Here is a 15,116-nt window from a genome sequence, read left to right on the forward strand (position 1 = left end):
TACGAGCGCCGCAGATTATATGTGTTCAATGTGCACGAATCAACAAAACCGGGTTCCGCAAAAACCGGTCAGAAAGGGCTTAACGACTGACGTTGCGCCGGATGGGACACAAATAGGCGAGTGACCGTCTTAACAACACTACATGTTGTGTAAATTCGGGAATGCAAACTTTCGTAGGCGTCCGAAGGAATCAGACAATCGGGCCAAATTACTTGATATGGCCGAGAATGCCGTCCAGTTCGTCCAGGGAACTGTACTCGATCACCAGCTTGCCCTTACCGCGCTGACCGTGAGCGATGGACACCCGGGCGCCGAGGCGTTCGGCCAGGTCATCCTGCAATGCCCGGATGTTCGGATCTACCGCGGCCTGCCCGGAGGCCTTCTGGCCCGGCTTCTCCTGCTGAACCCGGCGAACCAGGGCTTCAGTCTGGCGGACGGACAGGGACTTGGCGACCACCTGCTTGGCGACCAGCATCTGCTGCTCCGGTGGCAGGGTCAACATGGCCCGGCCATGGCCCATTTCCAGATCACCATGCTCCAGCATCAGGCGCACATCTTCGGTCAGACCGATCAGACGCAACAGATTGGTGATGGTGGTGCGGGATTTGCCCACGGCCTCGGCGACCTGGGCCTGGGTCAGGCCGAATTCGTCCTGGAGCCGCTGGAGGGCGAAGGCTTCCTCAATGGGATTGAGGTTTTCACGCTGGATGTTCTCGATGAGCGCCATGGCGATGGCGGCTTCATCGGGCACGTCACGAATGATGGCGGGAATACTGTCCAGCTCGGCCATCTGGGTCGCGCGCCAGCGACGTTCGCCGGCAATCAGCTCGTAACGACCCTCGGCAACGGGGCGAACCACCACAGGCTGCATGACACCCTGTTGGCGAATGGAATCCGCCAGCTCCTGCAGGGCGGCCGGATCCATGTCTCGCCGGGGCTGAAACCGGCCACGCTGGACCAGGTCGATCGGCACCTCGCGCAGTTCGCCGTCGTGGTCCTTCAACTCCTGATCGAGGTTAACCTTTGAGCCCGCCAGCAGGGCGCCCAGTCCGCGCTCGCCCAATCCTCGTTTCTTCGCCGCCATGGTGTCAGTCATTCTTCCCGTTGAAATTCGTTGTGCGTTATTGAGTGACAGGGCGGTATGTTACACCGCAACCGGCGCGGATGTCTTTGTTGAGCCATGGCGACGAACCATCTCGCCGGCCAGGGCCAGGTAGGCTACCGCCCCCTTGGAGGCGCGGTCGTATTTCAGGGCAGGCATGCCATAACTCGGGGCCTCGGCCAGCCGGACATTCCGTGGAATGACGGCCCGGTAGACCTTGTCGCCGAAATATTCGCTGAGCTGGCCGGACACATCCAGGGTCAGACTGTTGCGGGGATCGTACATGGTGCGCAGGATACCCTCGACCTGGAGATTCGGGTTCACGGTTTCCTGGATCTGTTCGACCGTGTTCATCAGGGCCGCCAGGCCCTCCAGTGCGTAGTACTCGCACTGCATGGGGATTAGTACGGAATCCGCCGCGGACAGGGCGTTGACCGTGAGCAGGCTCAGGGAAGGCGGGCAGTCGATGAGAATGTAGTCGTACTTGTCGCGGACCGTATTGAGCGCCAGGCGCAGGCGATGCTCGCGGCCAATCTCGTTCATCAGCTCCACTTCCGCCGCGGTCAGGTCGCCGTTGGCGGGCAGAATGTCAAAACCGGAGGCCTCAGCCAGAAAGGTAACCTCGGCTGCGGACGCCCGCTTGGTCAGCAGATCGTAACCGGACAGTTCCAGGGCATTTTTGTCGACGCCGCTGCCCATGGTGGCATTGCCCTGGGGATCCATGTCCACCAGCAAGACCCGACGCTTGGTGGCGGCCAGAGACGCAGCAAGGTTCACGCAGGTGGTGGTTTTACCCACACCGCCTTTCTGATTGGTCACTGCAATCACGCGCGCCATGTCTCGCCTCCTGTTCGCGGGTTACTGGGAATGATCTGCCCGGGCGATCACCAGCAGGTGTCGGTCACCGTCGGCGCCGGGTACTGCCAGGGACCGATGGGAGGTTACCTGCCAGCCGGCCGGAAGGGCAGCCACCTCATCATCCGGAAACTGGCCTTTCATGGCAAGGAACTCACCCTCATTTGCCAGCAGATCACCACACCAGGTCACCAGGTTCTCGAGCGCGGTAAAAGCCCGGCTGCTGATCTGGCTGAACGGCTGCTCCGGCGCACAGGCTTCGGCCCGGCCGTGGATCACCTCGACATTACCCAGCCCCAGTTCCAGCACGCACTGGTTGAGGAAGCGGGTTTTCTTGCCATTGCTGTCGAGCAGGGTAAACCGGCGTTCGGGCAGGGCGATCGCCAGCGGGATTCCGGGCAGACCACCACCGGCACCCACATCAAGCAGGTGTTCGGTGGTCACCCAGGGCAGAATGCTGAGGCTGTCGAGCAACTGCCGGGACACCATCTCCCGTTCATCGCGGACGGCCGTCAGGTTATAGGCCCGGTTCCATTTGTTGAGCAGGGCCAGAAACGCCAGCAACTGCTGTTGCTGGGCCTCGCTGAGGGACAGGTCCATCGTTGCCAGCCCGTCCCGGAGCTGGCGCTGCCAGAGTGCGTTGGTCATGGGATCAGATCAGGCACTCTGTTTACGCAGCAGATCGCGTTTTTTCAGGTGCACCAGAATCTGGCTGACCGCCGCCGGCGTGACCCCCTGAACCCGGGATGCCTGGGCCACGGTCTCCGGACGGACCGCTTTCAGTTTCTGCTTGATCTCATTGGACAGGCCGCCAATGACGTCGTAATCCAGATCCACCGGCAGCGCGGTGTTCTCGTTCCGGCGCAGGCGCTCAATCTCGTCCGCCTGACGGGAAATGTAACCCTCGTACTTGATCTCGATCTCGACCTGATCGGCAACGTTCGGATCCTCGGCGTGCTCCGCCCCGATCTCGGCAATGTGGCTGTAGTCGATTTCGGGACGGCGCAGCAGTTCGGCCAGAGTCTGATCCCGGTTCATTGGCTGTTTGAGAAAGCCATTGGCCCGTTCCCCCGCGTCGGTGTCGGGATGGATACGGGTGGACTCCAAGCGACTGCGTTCTTGGCCAATCGCCTCACGCTTGTCGTTGAACTTCTGCCAGCGTTCGTCGTCCACCAGGCCGAGCTTGCGACCGGTCTCGGTCAGCCGCAGGTCGGCGTTGTCTTCGCGCAGGATCAGGCGGTATTCCGCCCGGCTGGTGAACATGCGGTACGGCTCTGAGGTACCCATGGTGATCAGGTCATCCACCAACACACCCAGGTAGGCCTCATCCCGCCGGGGATACCACTCCTCCTTCTCCTGGGCCCGCAGTGCGGCGTTAATGCCGGCCAACAGACCCTGGGCGCCCGCTTCCTCATAGCCGGTGGTGCCGTTGATCTGGCCGGCAAAATACAGGCCCTGGATGAACTTGGTTTCCAGGGTGTGGCGCAGGTCCTGCGGGTTCAGGAAGTCATACTCGATGGCATAACCCGGCCGGGTGATGTGGGCGTTCTCAAACCCCGGAATCGAGCGCACGGCTTCCAGCTGGATGTCGAACGGCAGGCTGGTGGATATGCCATTCGGGTACAACTCGTTGGTGGTCAGACCCTCGGGCTCGACAAAGATCTGGTGTGAGTCCTTGTCGGCGAACCGGTTGACCTTGTCCTCGATGGACGGGCAATAACGCGGGCCGATGCCCTCGATGTTACCGGCGAACATCGGCGACCGATCGAAACCGCTGCGAATGATGTCGTGGGTCCGCTCGGTGGTGCGGGTCACGTAACAGCATATCTGCTCGGGATGCTGGTCCCGGCTGCCGGTAAAAGACATCACCGGCGCGGGGTTATCCCCCCATTGCTGCTCCATCACCGAGAAATCCACGGAACGGGCATCGATGCGTGGCGGCGTGCCGGTTTTCAATCGGCCGACATTGAATGGCAGTTCGCGCAGACGCTGGGCCAGCGCATTCGCCGGGGCATCGCCCGCACGACCCCCGGAATGGGCCTGCATGCCGATGTGGATAACTCCGCCGAGGAAGGTACCCGTGGTCAGCACGACGGTTCTGGCATTAAAACGGATGCCGGTCTGGGTCACCACGCCGGTGACCTCGTCGTTCTCGACAATCAGGTCGTCTGCGGCCTGCTGGAACAGGGTCAGGTTGGGCTGATTTTCCAGCTCGTGACGAATCGCCGCCTTGTACAGCACCCGATCAGCCTGAGCCCGGGTTGCGCGTACGGCCGGCCCCTTACGGCTATTGAGTACCCGGAACTGGATACCGGCCAGATCCGTCGCTTTCGCCATGGCGCCACCGAGCGCGTCAATTTCCTTGACCAGATGGCTTTTGCCAATACCGCCGATGGCCGGATTGCAGGACATCTGGCCCAGGGTCTCAATGTTGTGGGTCAGCAGCAGGGTTTGGGAACCCATGCGCGCCGCTGCCAGCGCGGCTTCGGTACCGGCGTGGCCACCACCAATGACAATGACATCGAAACGGGTCGGGAAATCCACAGTTCACCTCGGAAATCGGGGGATAAAAACAGGCCGGCGAGTATAACGCCTGATCCATGAAATTGCAGTCGGAATGTGCAAATTTTAACCAGAGCCGGGGCAGGTGGAAAGCCAGTGACGCCCCGGGAGCGGCTAAACCGGCCGGAAATGCGGGGGTGCTTGCGTAGTGGAATACCGAAATTCTCAATTTTTCAAACGCTTGTAAGGGTCTTCTCACAAAAGTTTTCAAGACAGTTATCCACATCCCGGGGTACCGGTTAACCAGCCCTGAATTACATATAACGTTTTGTTTTTATTTATTTTTAAAATATATGTCCAGAGCTTATCCGAAGGTTGTCCAATAAATTATCCACAGATTTCACCACTCTTTTCCCGGCCAGCGGGCGCAGACTCCCACAGGCACTGACGGTGTCACCCTGACGCAACCTGTTTTAGGGCGTGCGGGCGTCGAACACCCAGGGATGCGCACCCTTTTTGTGCAGTCGTTTAATTCCCGGCCCGGTTTCAGACCCTTTGTCTCACGTGTTTGCTGCTCTCACCGGCTTTGGCACGGATTTCGCGAGTCGTTACCATCCTATTGATGTTAATCCATGGCCAGGACGGCTCCAACAACAGCAAGGTCCGAGGGTGCTGACCATGAGCAGCGTAGTCCGGCTTTCACGCCGTAGCCATGCCGGGATCGGGGTGACCCCCGATTCCAACGTTATCCACAGTCACGAATTCCAGTCCGTGTACCAGCCGATTCTGAGTCCAACCCATCAGAAACTCGTCGGTTACGAGGCGCTGGTACGCGTGAGCCGGCGCAGTCAGCCGGTGTCACCGGTGAGCCTGTTCGAGCAAGCGCAGGCACGGGGTCAGACCGCAGAACTGGACAAACACCTGCTGCACCTGCATCTGGCCAATTACTCGGCCCAATCCAGTCCGGTCTGGCTGTTCCTGAACATCAACCCCGACACCTGTGTCCACCCCGAGGCCTCCCTGGAACGCCTGGCTGCCCAATGCAAACGCCACGGCATCCACCCGGAAAAAGTAGTGTTGGAACTGGTGGAAACCGCGTCGGAAGACCCCGGCGCATTGATGGCATTTATCCACAATGCCAAAACCCTGGGTTTTCAGATTGCGATCGATGATTTCGGCATGGGCGATTCCAATTTCGAGCGCCTGTGGCAAATCAACCCGCTGATCGTAAAGCTGGACCGCAGCCTGTTGGTCAACGCGGAGACCAACAATCGGGCCCGACTGTTGCTGGAGAGTCTGGTACGGATGATCCGAGAGAGCGGCAGCATGGTGTTGCTCGAAGGCATCGAAAATGGTGCTCAGGCCAGAATCGCCCTGGCTACTGAAGCCGACCTGTTGCAGGGGTTCCTGTTTGCCCGGCCTGGGATCATTGCCGACGCCACTGTGGATAAATCGGAATCCCGGCTGCGAACGGTGGTGACCGACGCCAGCGAGTGGACGCTGCAGGACCATCGGGACCAGGAAAATTACCTGCGCCTGTTACGCTTCGAGATCATGGATGCCTGCCACGGTCTGGCGCGCGGCAACGATTTCCGCCTCGCTTGCCAGCGCCTGCTGGAACTGGACGGGGTAAAGCGCTGCTTCGTACTGGACGGCAATGGTGTACAGCAGGGCAACCTGGCTCACGCCAGCCAGGATCTCAATCGGGGCAAATTCAACCCCCTGTACCATTCGGCTGGTGCACGCTGGGGCCATCGGGAATACTTCCGTAACGCCCTGGAGCGACCGCAACATATCAACAGCTCCCGGCCCTACGTCGCCCTGCCCGACGCCAAACGCACCATCACCTTGTCGACCAGCCTTCCGACCCGGTCCGGTGTCCAGGTGCTCTGCGTAGACGTGCACCCGGACGAAGTCTTTCACGGCCAGATGGCGTTTCCCTCCACACTCTGAACGGCGGTCCCGACCTCAGAAGTCGTCCGCCCGTTTCCGGGGCGCCGCGGCCATGCCGGAGCCCCCGGCCGAACCGGTAGCCTGGCGTTCCAGCTCCATCTCCACGGCGTTGGTGGACTTGGCAAAACGCGCCAGCAGGTTATACAGCACCGGGATGATGAACAGCGTCAGGGTGGTGGCAAACACCAACCCGCCCAGAATCACCATGCCGATGGCGGCCCGACTCTCTGCGCCGGCGCCGGTGGCAATCACCAGCGGGACCGCGCCGAACACCGTCGAGATGGTGGTCATCAATACCGGCCGGAAACGCAGACCGGCCCCTTCCAGAATCGCGTCTTTAACCGCATACCCCTTGTCCCGCAGCTGGTTGGCAAACTCGACAATCAGGATCCCGTTCTTGGCCATCAACCCCAGCAGCATGATGATGCCGATCTGGCTGTAGATGTTCAGGCTGATGCCGGACCACCACAGGGCCAGCAAGGCACCGGTCCCGGCCAGCGGCACCGGGAGCATGATGATGAGGGGGTGAATCCAGCTTTCGAACTGTGCGGCCAGCACCAGGAAGACGATCACGAATGCCAGCCCGAAGGTCAGATAAATGGCCGCGGACGATTCCTCGAACTCCCGGGACAGGCCCTTGTAACTGACCCGGGCTTCCGGCGGCAGGTTATCCACAGCCAGGTTGTTCAGGTAAGTCAGGGCCGACCCGAGATCGTACCCATCTGCCAGCGACGCACTGATGACCACAGCCGGCAGCCGGTCGATGCGGCGCAGGTCCGGATTGGCACCGGTCTCCCTGACCGATACCAGGGCCTGCAGGGGAATCAGGCTGCCACCGTCCCGGGGGCGCAGGAATATCTGGCCCAGATCCGCCGGTGTTGCCCGATCGGCGTCCGACGCCTGGACAATGACGTCATACTCCCGCCCCCGGTCCAGATAGGTGGTGACCTGACGGGAGGCCAGCATGGTCTGCAGGGTCAGGCCGACATCCTGGACGGTAATATCCAGATCCGCTGCCCGTTCCCGGTCAATGGACACGCGCAGCTCAGGGCGGGTCAGCTCGAAATCGGTTTCCAGATTCAGCAGATTGGGGTTTTCCTTTGCCCGTTCCACGAGTTCATCGCTCCAGGCCTGCACCGATTCGTAATCCGGCCCGGCGATGACAAACTCCACCGGCTGGTTAAAGCCACGCTGCCCCAATCCCGCAGGGTTTACCGCCACGGTCCGGATCCCCGAGATCTGGCTGAGCTTGCCCCGCAACTCACTGGTAATCTGCTGCTGTTTGGTGTCCCGCTCCTCCCAGGGCACCAGCCCCATGATCATGAAGGCGTTGTCTTCCTCGTTGCGGAATCCGACGATGGACAACAGCCGGTCAGCGACACCGGATTCCAGGTAGGGCAGCAGCTGCTCCTCGGCCTGACGAACATAGTGATCGGTATACTCCACCGTCGATCCCCGGGGCGCGCTGGTGGGCATGATGATGATGCCACGATCCTCGGTCGGCGCCAGTTCCTGGGGCAGCTTCGGGTAGATAACCGCAGCGGCAATCAGGCCCGCGATTCCGAGACCGAGCAGCAGGCCCGGCTGGTTCAGGGAGAACTTCAACAACCGCTGGTACCCGCTGGTCAGGCCATCAAGAACCTTCTCACTGGCGGCCCACAAGCGGTGACCCTCGGCCGACTCCGGACTGTGCCGGAGCCATTTCGAGCACAACATGGGCGCCAGGGTGAGCGCCACCAGACTGGAGACCACCACCGCGGCGGCGAGGGTAAAGCCGAACTCGGCGAACAGGCGACCGATGTTGCCGCCCATGAACGAGATGGGCACGAACACGGCCACCAGGGTCAACGTGGTCGCGATGACTGCAAACGCGACCTGCTTTGCGCCCCGGTAGGACGCCAGCAGCGCCGGTTCACCATCGTCGATCCGGCGCTGGATGTTCTCCAGCATCACGATGGCATCATCCACCACCAGGCCAATGGCGAGAATGACGGCCAACAGGGTCAGTACGTTGATGGAAAACCCCAGGAAGCCCAGTCCGATAAAGGCGCCGATCACCGCCACCGGGATGGTCACCGCCGGAATCAATGTCGCACGCCAGGAGCGCAGGAACAGGAAGATCACCAAAATCACCAGGGATACGGCAATCGCCAGGGTGATGAGCACTTCCTTGATCGACGCCCGGATAAAGATGGATTCGTCGTAGCTTTCGGCGATGGTCACTTCCGGTGGCAGGGTTTCCCGGATTTTTTCCAGTTCCGCCTGAACCGCATCGGAGACCGCCACGGTGTTGGCTTTGGACTGGCGGATGATGCCCATGCCGATGGCAGTCTGGCCATTGGCGCGTAACCGGCTGACGTCCGACTCCACGCCCATCTGTACATTCGCGACCTCGCCGAGGCGCAGCAGGTCGTTACCGTCGCGACGGATGACCAGCCGCCGGAATTCGTCGACGGTGGATAACCGGCCCTCGGCCCGGACGGTGAAGTTACGGGTGGAGGAATCCACCGAACCGGCGGGCAACTCCACGTTGTTGCGGCGCAGGGCCGCTTCCACCTCGGCCACGGTAATGTTCCGGGCCGCCAGACGCTCCCGATCCAGCCACACCCGGATGGCGTAACGGCGCTCACCACCAATGGAGACGTCGGCCACGCCATCAAGCACGGACAGCCGATCGGCCAGTGCCCGATCGGCGAAATCACTCAGTTCGGCGCTGTCCCAGACATCGCTGCGCAGCGTCACCCACATCATCGGGCGAGCGTCGGAGTCGGCCTTGCGAACCACCGGAGACTCGGCTTCATCCGGCAACTGATCGGCGACCCGGGACACAGCATCCCGGACATCGTTGGCGGCGATATCCACATCCCTGGCTGTGGAAAACTCGATGCTGGTGCGGGATTCCCCCTGCTCGGTGGACGACTCGATGGATCGGATGCCCTCAATACCGCTGATTGCACCCTCCACAACCTGGGTAATCTGGGTGTCCACCACTTCCGCTGCAGCGCCGATATAGTTCGTGGAAATGGACACCACCGGCGGATCGATGTCCGGATACTCCCGCACCGGCAACCCCAGCAACGCGGCCAGGCCAAACACCACAATCAGGAGACTGAGAACGGTCGCGAATACCGGTCGCTTGATGGAGACATCGGAGAGAATCAAGGTCAGGTCTCCAGGGACTGGCTAAAGCGGTTATCGGGAATGGCATTTTCGCCATCCACCACTTCGATGCGGTCACCGCTGCTGATGCGGTCCTGGCCGGTGACAATCACCGCATCCTCGAGGGTCAGTCCCTCGGCCACTTCCACCCTGCCCGGCATCCGCGATCCCAGGGTGACGGAGATCCGTCGGGCAATGCCATCCTCGGCAACAAACACATACTGTTCATCGCCCCGAATCATCACCGCCTGTTCCGGAATCACCAGGGCCTCTCGCTCCCTGAGCGTCAGGGTCGCCGACATGAACTGCCCCGGACGCAACATACCGTTCGGATTATCAATCAGGGCCCGCACCGGCAGGGTCCGGCTGAGTTCATTGATGCGGGTGCCCAGCTCGGCGAGCTGGCCTGTAAACCGGATCTCGGGAAAAGCGGGCGAACGCCCGGTGACTGGCTGTCCCAGCCCGACCTGACCCAGGAACCGCTCCGGGATGGCAAAATTCAGTTCCATGCGGTCGGTGGAATCCAGGGTGGTTACCGGCGTTCCAGCACTCACATAGGCGCCAACGGCAATGTCGCTGAGCCCAACCACGCCATCAAAGGGTGCTTCAATCCGGTGATTTTCCAACCGAACCCGGGCAGCGTCCAGCTGGGCCTCGGCGACGATCACGGTGGTCCTCAGTGCGTCCACCTGAGCCTGGGATACGCTGTTGTTCGAGCGCAGCCGCTGGGCCCGATCCAACTGTCGGCGGCTGTCCGCCAACTGGGATTCGATCACTTGGAGATCGGCCCGGGCCTGACGGTCGTCCAGTCGCAACAGAACATCCCCTTCACTGACCCGGTCGCCCGGCCGAAGGTTCAGGGCAATCACCCGGCCACTGACCTCGGTGGTCAGCGCCACCGCGTTCATGGCCCGGAGGTTACCCACCGATTTGACCACATCCCGAACGGTATCCTGTTCCGGCAACCGGGTGTTCACCACGCTGGCCGGGCGCTCGCGACCGGCCTTTGCCGCATCCTCGACGCCCAGATTCTGATACCCCACCGCAGCGCCCGCCGCCACTACAACCAAAACCAGTGCCACCAGCCATTGCTTCCACATAAGAGATTCCAGCGTCTGTAAATCGTCAGGTGAGTCTATTTCTTCCGGATGACCAGGACGATCTCCCCGACCTCAATGCCCCACTTACTCATGGTGGTCTGATTGATCAGGGTGTCCGGCGTCACCAGGTACATCCAGTCGTCCATGCGCACGTCCAGGGTGCCGTCACCGTACGCCACCCGCAGGACATAGTTCATGTGAATGGCATTGCCCTGCCACTCCATCATGCCGGGCTCGACCACATCCCCGGCCGTGGCGCGATACCCCTGTTCGACGGGAGCCAGCGTCCAGACCCGGGTCTGGACCTCGCCGTCGTCGAACCGAAAGACCTCGTCCAGAGTGCCAGTGCCATCGTCATCCCAGGAGGCGGAGATATCCGCGTCGAAGGTACGGATCACTTCACCGGAATAGTCCTTCACCACACCCCGGGCCGACAGTTCGCCGGTGAAGAACTGGTCCGGGATCAGCGCGGGCGCGCGCTCACTGTAATCCTCCAGTGAGGGGCCCGCGCATCCGGCGAGTAGCCCCACCCCGAACAATACCCAGAGAACCCGGACCAGACCAGAGACAGCAACGCTAACAGAGGGGATTTGCATGACTTTTACACTCGCGCAACAGAACATGGATGAAACAACTGTGCCCAAGAATACGCAGTACCCGGGCACTCCGATCAGCCTGCGTCAAGGCCTCTCGGCGGTTTCGTCATTTCAGCCAATTGTCTTTCCTGACAGGAGCGCGAGTGCTTTTCGTCAATGGCAGCGCACGGGTAATACCGTAAAACAGAGAGCAATGGAGGCCAAACTGACCTCTCAAACCTGACATCAAGAGAACACGAGGAACCGTTATGCCGGTTTACAAGGCGCCATTGCGCGACATGAAATTCCTGCTCAATGAAGTGTTCGATTACCCCCGACACTACCAGGGCCTTGCCAGCGGTGGTAACGCCACCCCGGACATTGTTGACGCCATCCTCACCGAGTGTGGCCGGTTCTGCGAAGAGGTGCTGAGCCCGCTGTACCAGACCGGGGATGAGGAAGGCTGCACGCTGGAAGACGGCGTCGTCACCACCCCGACGGGCTACAAGGAGGCCTACGAGCAGTACGCCATGGGCGGCTGGCAGGGACTGTCCGCGCCCGAGGAATTCGGTGGCCAGGGCCTGCCCGCGTCCATGGGCCTGCTCAAGCAGGAGATGATGGGCACCGCAAACTGGTCGTTCTCCATGTACCCGGGCCTGTCCCTCGGTGCCATGAACACCATTTTCCTGCATGGCAGTGAGGCGCAGCAGCACACTTACCTCGCCCCGCTGACCGAGGGTCGCTGGGCGGGCACCATGTGCCTGACCGAACCCCAATGCGGTACCGATCTCGGCCAGGTAAAAACCAAAGCCGAGCCCCAGGCCAATGGCAGCTACCGACTGACCGGTACCAAGATTTTCATCTCCTCGGGCGACCATGACCTGACCGAGAACATTGTCCACATCGTGCTGGCCCGCCTGCCGGACGCACCCAAGGGCACCCGGGGAATCAGCCTGTTCATCGTGCCCAAGTTCCTGCCGACCGACGATGGCGGTGTTGGCAAACGCAATGCCGTGACCTGCGGCAGCCTGGAAAAGAAAATGGGCATCAAGGCGTCCGCCACCTGCGTGATGAACTTTGACGGTGCCACCGGATACCTGATCGGGCCGGAGAACGAGGGCCTGAACTGCATGTTCACCTTTATGAACACCGCCCGCATCGGTACCGCCATCCAGGGTGTGGGTCCGGCAGAGCTGTCCTATCAGTGGGCGCTGGCTTATGCCCGGGAGCGCCGCTCCATGCGGGCTCTGTCCGGCAAAAAGGAACCGGAACAGGTCGCCGACGCGCTGATTCACCATGCCGATGTGCGCCGGATGTTACTGACCCAGAAGGCCATCGCCGAAGGTGGTCGGGCCATGCTCTACTACGCTGCCCGACTGGCGGACCACATGGTGGAGGGCCACACCACGGGCGATCAGAAGAAAGCCGACAGGTACGACGACAAACTCGGCTTCCTAACGCCGATCCTGAAGGGCTTCCTCACCGAACTGGGGTGTGAGGCCGCCAATCTTGGCATGCAGGTATTTGGTGGCCACGGGTACATCCGTGAGCACGGGATGGAACAGATTGTCCGGGACACCCGGATCGCCACGCTCTACGAGGGGACCACCGGCATCCAGGCCCTGGACCTTCTGGGGCGCAAGGTGCTGTTGATGACCCAGGGTGGGGCCGTGCGGGACTTTACCCTGAAAGTAGCCAACTTCGCCCGCAAGCACCTGACCGACAAGCGTTTGCGTCCGTATGCCGTGGAACTGCTGAAACTGACCGCCCAATGGAACCTGCTGACCGTCCGCGTAATGCTGGCAGCCCGCAAGGACCGGGACGTGGTGAGTGCGGCGGCAAACGATTTCCTGATGTACAGCGGCTACGTCACCATGGCCTACATCTGGGCCCGCCAGGCGGCCGTGGCCGCAGACCGGCTGAGCAAGGGCGGTGAGGAATCCGCGGCGTTCTACAAGGCCAAGCTGGCCACCGCCGAGTTCTACTACGAACGGCTGCTGCCACGGGCGCAGGCCCACGCCACCAGCATGCTGAGCCCCACCAACAACCTGATGCAACTGGACGCCGAGGACATGGCCTTCACCGGCTGACCGGACCCGCCGTTATCGGGTCATCGCCGGGACTCCACAATCCCGGCGAGCAACCAATCCGAACCTCAGAGACCGTACTTGGTCTCGATGGCCTCAAACATGCCGGAGTCGTGGACCTGCTCCAGGGCCTCGTTCAACTTATCCACAACCTCGTCCGGGGTTCTGGGATTGATCGCCAGGAACAGTTCGGTGTCGTTGAACGAGTAAACCGGGACCAGGCCCTCCACGTTCTGCTGCGAGGCGAAGTAAGGGCCCGCGAGGCGATCGGCGATCCAGAGGTCGATCTGGCCCAGCTCCAGACGCTTGGGGTTCAGGTCGTCGCTGTCCAGGGCCGATACCTCGTAGCCTCGGGCCAGCAGGTATTCGGTCATGACATCGTTGCGGTAGCCACCAAAAACCTTGTCCTCGGCATCGTCGAGGCTGTCCATCTCGAACTCCGAGTCCGCCGGGGCAAAGATGGTCCACAGGTTCTTGGTCAGCGGCCCCACCCACTTGAAGCGCGGTGCCCGCTCCTCGGTGTAAGTGGTGCAAAAGATACCGTGATTGGGCTTATTCAGGGCCCGGTTGTAGCCATAGTCCCAGTTACGGAGCTTGATCACGTAATCGAGATCGGTGTTTTTCAGAATCGCCTTGACCATTTCCGTGCACAGGCCATCAACGTTCGACCCGTTGTGCTCAAACGCGCGGCCGGTGGCGCTCATGTTGTAGGGAGGGAAGTTCTCAGTGTAGAAGTAGAGCTTGTCAGAAGCCTGACTGTTCGGGGTGATGGCGAGGAAAGCCACCAGGGTTGCCAGCAGGGACAGATGCCGCACGTTTTCTCTCCTTTAATTTTTTACCACAACAAACGGTGGCGTCGCTCTTGATGCGGGCGGCAGTCTAGCTCAGCTGGTATCAGGGGTTTACCGAATATGTGTTTAATTTCGTAATTAAATCAATGGAAAACGCCCCCGCCGATCCGGTAACCAGGGAGGTCACGCACCGGGTCGGGGACCGTTCAGGCTGTGGAAAACTCGTTCAGAGACCGTATTTGGTCTGAATGGCCTCGAACATGCCGGATTCCCGGATGGATTGCAGGCCGGCGTTCAGGCTATCGACGATCTCATCCGAGGTCTCCGGATTCAAGGCCAGGAACAGTTCCGTGTCGTTGAACGAGAACACCGGTACCAGCCCCTCGACGTTTTGCTGGGAGGCGAGGTAAGGTCCGCCAAGGCGATCAGCCAGCCAGAGATCGATCTGGCCCAGCTCCAGGCGCTTGGGGTTGAGGTCGTCGCTGTCCAGGGCCGAAACCTCATAACCCCGCTTGATCAGATACTCCGATTTGACGTCGTTGCGATAGCCGCCAAAGACCTTGTCCCGGGCATCGTCGAGGCTGTCCATCTCGAACTCCGAGCCCGCCGGGGCAAAGATGGTCCACAGGTTCTTGGTCAACGGGCCGACCCATCGGAACTGAGGCGCCCGCTCTTCAGTGTAGGTGGTACAGAAGATGCCATGATTCGGTTTACTCAGTGCCCGGTTATAGCCGTAATCCCAGTTACGCAGCTTGATGCGGTACTCAAGATTGGTCTGTTTCAGGGCGGCGGTTACCAATTCGGTGCACAAGCCGTCGATGTCTCCGACGTTGTGCTCGAAGGCCCGACCGGAGGCACTCATGTTGTAAGGGGGGAAATTCTCGGTGTACAGGTACAGCCGTTCGGCCGCCTGCGCGCAGGACCCCGCCATAACCAGGCCAACCAACGCAGAACCCAGGACTGTTTTAACCACGACTTGTTACTCCCAATTG

Annotated in this window: 11 protein-coding genes; 2 read left to right on the forward strand and 9 right to left on the reverse strand. The window is 61.0% G+C overall.

Annotated features, from left to right (window positions below; translation table 11 throughout):
* Window positions 1–208: 208 nt before the first annotated feature.
* From KZO34_RS10160 to mnmG, 4 genes are read right to left on the reverse strand one after another with little or no spacing between them, the layout of a single operon-like run.
* Window positions 209–1,084: a ParB/RepB/Spo0J family partition protein gene (locus KZO34_RS10160; protein ID WP_219477276.1), complete on the reverse strand. Its 876-nt coding sequence runs from the start codon at window positions 1,082–1,084 to the stop codon at window positions 209–211.
* A 60-nt stretch (window positions 1,085–1,144) separates the two neighbouring features.
* Window positions 1,145–1,939: a ParA family protein gene (locus KZO34_RS10165; protein ID WP_219476189.1), complete on the reverse strand. Its 795-nt coding sequence runs from the start codon at window positions 1,937–1,939 to the stop codon at window positions 1,145–1,147.
* 21 nt (window positions 1,940–1,960) lie between these two features.
* Window positions 1,961–2,605, reverse strand: coding sequence for a 16S rRNA (guanine(527)-N(7))-methyltransferase RsmG (gene rsmG, locus KZO34_RS10170; protein WP_219476192.1), 645 nt, complete (start codon window positions 2,603–2,605; stop codon window positions 1,961–1,963).
* A 9-nt stretch (window positions 2,606–2,614) separates the two neighbouring features.
* Window positions 2,615–4,501 (reverse strand): tRNA uridine-5-carboxymethylaminomethyl(34) synthesis enzyme MnmG, encoded by a 1,887-nt coding sequence (gene mnmG, locus KZO34_RS10175; RefSeq protein WP_219476194.1) that lies wholly within the window; start codon window positions 4,499–4,501, stop codon window positions 2,615–2,617.
* Window positions 4,502–5,137: 636 nt separating this feature from the next.
* Here mnmG and KZO34_RS10180 point away from each other — a divergent pair.
* Complete coding sequence (locus KZO34_RS10180; protein WP_219476195.1) at window positions 5,138–6,412, forward strand: EAL domain-containing protein; 1,275 nt, start codon at window positions 5,138–5,140, stop codon at window positions 6,410–6,412.
* A 15-nt stretch (window positions 6,413–6,427) separates the two neighbouring features.
* Here KZO34_RS10180 and KZO34_RS10185 read toward each other — a convergent pair whose 3' ends face one another.
* From KZO34_RS10185 to KZO34_RS10195, 3 genes are read right to left on the reverse strand one after another with little or no spacing between them, the layout of a single operon-like run.
* Complete coding sequence (locus tag KZO34_RS10185) at window positions 6,428–9,574, reverse strand: efflux RND transporter permease subunit (RefSeq protein ID WP_219476197.1); 3,147 nt, start codon at window positions 9,572–9,574, stop codon at window positions 6,428–6,430.
* A gap of 2 nt (window positions 9,575–9,576) precedes the next feature.
* On the reverse strand, window positions 9,577–10,671 hold the full coding sequence (locus KZO34_RS10190; protein ID WP_219476198.1) for an efflux RND transporter periplasmic adaptor subunit: 1,095 nt from the start codon (window positions 10,669–10,671) through the stop codon (window positions 9,577–9,579).
* A gap of 35 nt (window positions 10,672–10,706) precedes the next feature.
* Complete coding sequence (locus KZO34_RS10195) at window positions 10,707–11,267, reverse strand: DUF3833 domain-containing protein (RefSeq protein WP_219476199.1); 561 nt, start codon at window positions 11,265–11,267, stop codon at window positions 10,707–10,709.
* Between the two features lie 248 nt (window positions 11,268–11,515).
* On the opposite strand from KZO34_RS10195, the gene KZO34_RS10200 reads away from it, so the two are divergent.
* The gene (locus KZO34_RS10200; protein ID WP_219476200.1) at window positions 11,516–13,336 is read left to right on the forward strand and encodes an acyl-CoA dehydrogenase C-terminal domain-containing protein; all 1,821 of its coding nucleotides are present in this window, start codon (window positions 11,516–11,518) and stop codon (window positions 13,334–13,336) included.
* Between the two features lie 65 nt (window positions 13,337–13,401).
* On the opposite strand, the gene KZO34_RS10205 is transcribed toward KZO34_RS10200, so the two are convergent.
* Entirely contained in the window at window positions 13,402–14,148 is a 747-nt protein-coding gene (locus KZO34_RS10205) for a substrate-binding periplasmic protein (RefSeq protein ID WP_219476201.1), read from the reverse strand.
* Window positions 14,149–14,350: 202 nt separating this feature from the next.
* On the reverse strand, window positions 14,351–15,097 hold the full coding sequence (locus KZO34_RS10210; RefSeq protein ID WP_308318791.1) for a substrate-binding periplasmic protein: 747 nt from the start codon (window positions 15,095–15,097) through the stop codon (window positions 14,351–14,353).
* Window positions 15,098–15,116 lie beyond the last annotated feature (19 nt).

It is taken from the genome of Marinobacter sp. F4206 (genome assembly GCF_019392195.1).
GTDB lineage: Bacteria > Pseudomonadota > Gammaproteobacteria > Pseudomonadales > Oleiphilaceae > Marinobacter.

Excerpts from the sequence above, each read along its gene's own strand:
- KZO34_RS10160 (WP_219477276.1), bottom strand. The coding sequence starts at position 1,084 with ATGGCGGCGAAGAAACGAGGATTGGGCGAGCGCGGACTGGGCGCCCTG.
- KZO34_RS10165 (WP_219476189.1), bottom strand. The coding sequence starts at position 1,939 with ATGGCGCGCGTGATTGCAGTGACCAATCAGAAAGGCGGTGTGGGTAAA.
- rsmG (WP_219476192.1), bottom strand. The coding sequence starts at position 2,605 with ATGACCAACGCACTCTGGCAGCGCCAGCTCCGGGACGGGCTGGCAACG.
- KZO34_RS10180 (WP_219476195.1), top strand. The coding sequence starts at position 5,138 with ATGAGCAGCGTAGTCCGGCTTTCACGCCGTAGCCATGCCGGGATCGGG.
- KZO34_RS10190 (WP_219476198.1), bottom strand. The coding sequence starts at position 10,671 with ATGTGGAAGCAATGGCTGGTGGCACTGGTTTTGGTTGTAGTGGCGGCG.
- KZO34_RS10195 (WP_219476199.1), bottom strand. The coding sequence starts at position 11,267 with ATGCAAATCCCCTCTGTTAGCGTTGCTGTCTCTGGTCTGGTCCGGGTT.
- KZO34_RS10200 (WP_219476200.1), top strand. The coding sequence starts at position 11,516 with ATGCCGGTTTACAAGGCGCCATTGCGCGACATGAAATTCCTGCTCAAT.